This is a genomic window from Streptomyces sp. (assembly GCF_035644915.1).
Lineage (GTDB): Bacteria > Actinomycetota > Actinomycetes > Streptomycetales > Streptomycetaceae > Streptomyces.
On the sequence record NZ_DASQNP010000269.1, the window covers coordinates 1 to 4,835 of the forward strand.

Consider the following 4,835-nt stretch of genomic DNA (forward strand, 5'->3'; position numbering starts at 1 on the left):
CCCGCCGTGGCCGTGTCCCTCGGTCACGGCCGTCGCCGCCCACAGGTTGCCCCTGCCCAGGTGCTCCGCCAGGTCGCGCAGCGTCCAGTCGCCGCAGTGCTCCACCGGGACGGACAGGTCACCGCCCAGGCAGGCCCGGAAGGCGTCGAGTTCGCGCCGCAGGTGGCCGAGGAGGAAGGCGGAGTGGCGGGAGCCCAGCCGCACGGGACGGTGCGGCCCCGCCCTCACTCACCGTCCCCGCCGCCGCCCCCGCGACCGCCGCGGACGCACCTGTCGTGGCTGTCGGTGGTCTCGTCGTGGGGAGCCAGGCAGAGGAACACCGGACGGCCCCGCTTCCGCTCCTCGTCCAGCGGCAGCGTGAAGTCGCGCTCCGGGTCGCCGCCGCCCCTGACCTCGACCTCCCGGCGGAGTTCCTGGAGGACGTTCGACGGCGAGGCGTCCCCCGAGGAGTGCGTGGACGCCTGGAGGACGGCCGCCGCCGCGGCGCGGAGGGCGTCGCCGCCGGAGGTGTGGTCGCTGCCTCCCTCCGGGGCGCCCAGGACGGGACGGTCGGAGAAGGAGATGTAGTACAGGTCCACCGCCGTGTACCTGTGGATGCGCGCCCACTCCGGCAGGTCCCGGTACTCGATCAGCGTGTTCACGTCCGAGCCGATGACCGGGATGGCCCGCCGCCCGGCGTGCTCCCGGCCGCACGTCCGCTGCACCTCGGCGAGGACCTTGGGGAGCTGGGTGCCGCGGGCGGCGTAGAGGGTGATGCCGCCCTGTGCGGGCAGGTCGCAGATCCTCCGGGCGAGCTGGGGCAGCCTGAGCGCGATCGTGTGCTCGTTCTCCGACGTCGGGAAGGGGATCTCGGCGTACGACGGGTTCTCCACCGGGATGCCCCGCTTCCGCAACTCCCCGCTCAACTTCCTGCGCAGCTCCCGGCTGTAGAGGTCCGTGTCGTCGTGGACGATCACCGCCCTGGTGGCCTTGAGGCCGGCGGCGCGCCGGACCATGACCTCGGCCATGACCGCGTTGGTCGCCTGGGTGTGGAAGAAGTTGCGCGCGTCGTCGGCCATGAAGTCCCCGGTGACCGACGCGCCGATCACCGGTGTCCTCCTGTCCAGCCGGTTGATCGCGTCGACCGACTCCCGCCGGCTCTGGGCGATCCCGATCACGGCGGAGAAGGTGTCGTCCTCCTCCACCAGTTCCCTGATCCGGTCGGCGACCCTCTCGCCCTCGCCGAAGGCGAAGCCTGCGTTGGCCACCAGCAGTCTCAGCTTCGGCATGTGGGTGGAGATGTCGGCCTGCGCGTTCCACTCCCGCTGCGCCTCCACGGCGCCCTGCAACTGCAGCACGCCCGAGGGCAGCAGTTGTTCGCGCTCGTCCTCGGGGTTGGCGGTCAGTGGTCCGAAGAACACCAGCGTGCGGTGCGGGTCGTCCTCGATCTCGGCGTTCTGCTTGCGGACCTGGTCCTGGAGCCGGCCGAGGAGCGTCCCGGCCGCGGTGAAGTAGCAGCCGTCGGAGGCGGTGTCGATGCCGACGCGCTCCCCTCCGACCTGTTCGATCGCCGGGCAGGCGTCGCCCGCCAGCACATCGGTCAGGCAGACGATCGCCGGGTGGCCCCCGACCGCCATGGCCAGCACCGGGACCAGCCATCCGGCGTGCGCGACCGGCCAGGACACCCGGGGAGGACTCACCTTGTCCACGCCCAGGAGGGGGGCCCTCTCCGGGTACTCGGGTCCGTCGGGCACGCGGACGACGATCCGCTCGGCCGTTCCGTCGGCGGCGCCCCCCAGTCGTACGGCGGCCTCCCTGACGTCCAGCCGGGGCGCGCCGTCGGCCGCGGCGTCCGCCGGCGGCTCCCCGTACGCCGCCATGACCAGCACGGGAGGGCGTACGCCGCGCCGGACCAGATCGGCGTGGAGGTCGAGCAGCCGCTGCGCCAGGCGGCCCCCGGGGGCGTCGAGGTCCGTCAGCAGCAGGGCGAAGCCCCAGGTCCGGCGTCGCCGGCCGGGGAGGAACCGGCCACGCCGGACCGCCCGGGACAGATCCGCGAGCAGGGCCTCCAGCAGCAGGCTCTCCCCCAGCACCGCCTGCCGTTCCCCGTCGGTCTCGCGGAACTCGCGCAGCCGGGTCGCGGCGTCGGTGAAGGTGCGCGCGGGGAGCCCGGCGGTGGAGACCCGGCGCGCGTACCAGCGCAGCCTCCTGCGGTTGAGGGCGAGGCGGTGACACTGCCGGAGCGGCCAGCTCAGGAGGAACGCCAGCACGGCGGCGATCCAGGGCTGTGCCCCGCCCGCCTCGCCCTCCACGGCGGCGCGCAGGTCCTTGAGGACGGGGACGCGTTCCTCCCACTTCTCGTCCAGGTGCCGCGCCATCTCCGCACGGCGCTCCTGGTGGTTGGTCCCCGTCTGCGGTGCGTCCAGCACGTCCCGGCACGTCTGGTACAGGGGCAGCCGCAGCTTCCCCGTCCGCCGGGGCATCGTGCTCCGGAACTGGTCGGCCAGGTCGTCCAGGAGGGCGGTGCCGGGCTCGGCGGCCGCCGCGATCCGGGCCAGTCTCTCCCGGTCCAGGAAGGCGTGGGGCAGGAAGCTCACCCGTTCCTCCTCCGGTCCCTCGCCCCAGAGCCGCTCGTGGTAGCCCGCGACGAACCCCTTCGCGCGCCCCAGCGGGGCCGCCCCCTCCGGGACCGCGTCCTCCAGGACCACCACCGGCAGCCTGCGTCCGCGCACGGGCCGGGCCACCAGCCCGTCCAGCGCCCTCAGCAGTTGCACCGCCCCGTCCACAGCCGGAATGGCCATGTGCTCTCCTCCCCCTTGGAAATGAGCGGACCTTGGGGGAGTTTGACGCATTAACAGGACATGGGTCGCAAAAGGCTTCCATTGAGCGGTTCTGCTCGATGAAGTGCACCTTCCGACCGGAGTTGAGAACGTACCGGCCGCGGAGCCGGCCGTTGCCGCGCGGCCCGCCCTTCCGCCCGCTCGGCTCCCCTCGCCCAGCCCGCTCAGCCGTACGACGGCTCCGCGTGCATCTCCCAGATCAGCACCTCGGTGCCGGGACCGTCCCCGGCCGCCTCCAGCCCCTCCGCGCCGGTGATCCGCGCGGCGTCACCGGCCGTCAGCGGCTCCCCGCCCAGGCGCAGTCCGCCGCGCACCACGTGCACGTACACCCACGGCGCGTCCGGCACCGCCGTGCGCTCCCCCGTGCCCAGCCGCCGCACGTGCAGCACCGCGTCGGCGCGGGAGAGCGCGTAGGGGGTGCCGTCGGCGATGCCGCGCACGACCTCGTACTCGGCGTCGCCCCCGAACACCCCCGGCACCAGCCACATCTGCACGAACCGCAGCGGCTCGCTCCCCGCGTTGCGCTCCACGTGCCGGATGCCGCGCCCGGCGCTCAGCCGCTGGACGTCCCCGGGCCGGATCACCGCGCGGCGTCCGGCCGAGTCCTCGTGCGTCAGCTCGCCCTCGATCACCCAGGTGACGATCTCCACGTCGGCGTGGGGGTGTTCGGCGAAGCCCGCGCCCGGCGCGAGGCGCTCCTCGTTGCAGGCGACCAGCAACCCGAAGCGCGTGTTGTGCGGATCGTAGAAGCCGGAGAAGGAGAAGGCGTGCCGTGTCTCGATCCCGGCCGCCGCGTCCCCGCCCCGGTAACGGTCGGCTTCACGCCATATGTGCAGCATTCCTTCACGGTACGCGGGGCGGCTCCGGGCCGTCATACGGCGGCTCGCGGGCGGCTCGCACGGCGGGACCGGCCGCCGGGACCGGGCACGGACGGCGGCCGGCCGGCGCGCATCGCCCCGAAAACCGGTGACCGGCTAATCAAATTTGACTAGGCTGTACGGCATGACCGAGAAGACCATCCCCTTCCTGCCCTGCCGGACGCTCCAGCCGGTGGTCGACTTCTACGCCGCGCTGGGCTTCGAGACGACCTTCCTGCAGAAGAGCCCCTATCCGTACGCCGTCGTCGAACGCGGCTCCATCGAACTGCATTTCTTCGGCATGAAGCAGTACGACCCCGCCCAGTCGTTCTCCGGCTGCTACCTCCTCACCGACGACGTCGACGGGCTGTACGCGGCGTTCCGCGCGGGGCTCAAGGCGGCGTACGGGAAGGTGCCCGGCCGCGGGCTGCCGCGCATCGGACCGCTGAAGGACATGTCCTATGGGATGCGGCAGTTCCTGATGACCGATCCCGGCGGCAACAGCATCCGCGTCGGACAGCGGACCGGCGAGGACCAGCACCACCGGCCGGCTCCCCGGGAGACCTTCGAGCGGGCGCTGCACATGGCCGACCTGTTCGCCGACTCCAAGGAGGACCTGCCGGGCGCCGCGAGGATCATCGACCGCGTGCTGGACCTGGAGGACGAACGCCCCACTCCCGTACAGCACGTGCGGCTGCTGGTGCTGCGCGGGGACATCGCGCGGCGGCTCGGCGACGACGACCTGGCCCGGCGGCTGCTGGAGCGGGCCGCCGGGATCCGGCTCACCGACGGGGAGAGGGAGTCGGCGCGGGACGCCCTGGCGCGGCTCGCCGAACTCACCGAACCGCTGTCCTGACGCTCCCCCGCGACTCCGTGACCGCTTCGGGGGCCTCCCGCGTCAGGGGCCGGCGGCCGGGAGGGGCGGCGGCCCTCAGCCGCCGTCGCCCTCCCGGTCGCGGCGCTGCTGCGCGGCCAGGACGGCGGGCATGTGGGCTTCGAGGTGCTCGATGAGGTCGATCAGCTTGGCGGCCGTGGTGCGACCCAGCTCGGTGAGGCTGTACTCCACCCGGGGCGGCATCACGGCACGGACCTCGCGGTGGACGAAGCCGTCGCGCTCCAGGGCCTGGAGGGTCTGGGCGAGCATCTTCTCGCTCACGCC

The 4,835-nt window shown here is 73.3% G+C and carries 5 protein-coding genes; 1 reads left to right on the forward strand and 4 read right to left on the reverse strand.

Going from position 1 to position 4,835, the window contains the following annotated elements:
* The 3 genes from VE546_RS27780 to VE546_RS27790 all read right to left on the reverse strand — a co-directional run.
* The coding region (locus VE546_RS27780) for a maleylpyruvate isomerase N-terminal domain-containing protein (protein ID WP_324927265.1) at nt 1-204 on the reverse strand (204 nt) is incomplete at its 3' end.
* Nucleotides 205-224: 20 nt separating this feature from the next.
* Entirely contained in the window at nt 225-2,780 is a 2,556-nt protein-coding gene (locus VE546_RS27785) for an ABC transporter substrate-binding protein (RefSeq protein ID WP_324927269.1), read from the reverse strand.
* A 203-nt stretch (nt 2,781-2,983) separates the two neighbouring features.
* Complete coding sequence (locus VE546_RS27790; RefSeq protein ID WP_324927271.1) at nt 2,984-3,658, reverse strand: pirin family protein; 675 nt, start codon at nt 3,656-3,658, stop codon at nt 2,984-2,986.
* 163 nt (nt 3,659-3,821) lie between these two features.
* Between VE546_RS27790 and VE546_RS27795 the strand changes: the two genes are divergently transcribed.
* Complete coding sequence (locus VE546_RS27795) at nt 3,822-4,532, forward strand: VOC family protein (protein ID WP_324927275.1); 711 nt, start codon at nt 3,822-3,824, stop codon at nt 4,530-4,532.
* Between the two features lie 75 nt (nt 4,533-4,607).
* Here the strand turns inward: VE546_RS27795 and VE546_RS27800 are convergent.
* On the reverse strand, nt 4,608-4,835 hold a 228-nt coding region (locus VE546_RS27800; protein ID WP_324927277.1), incomplete at its 5' end, for a winged helix-turn-helix transcriptional regulator.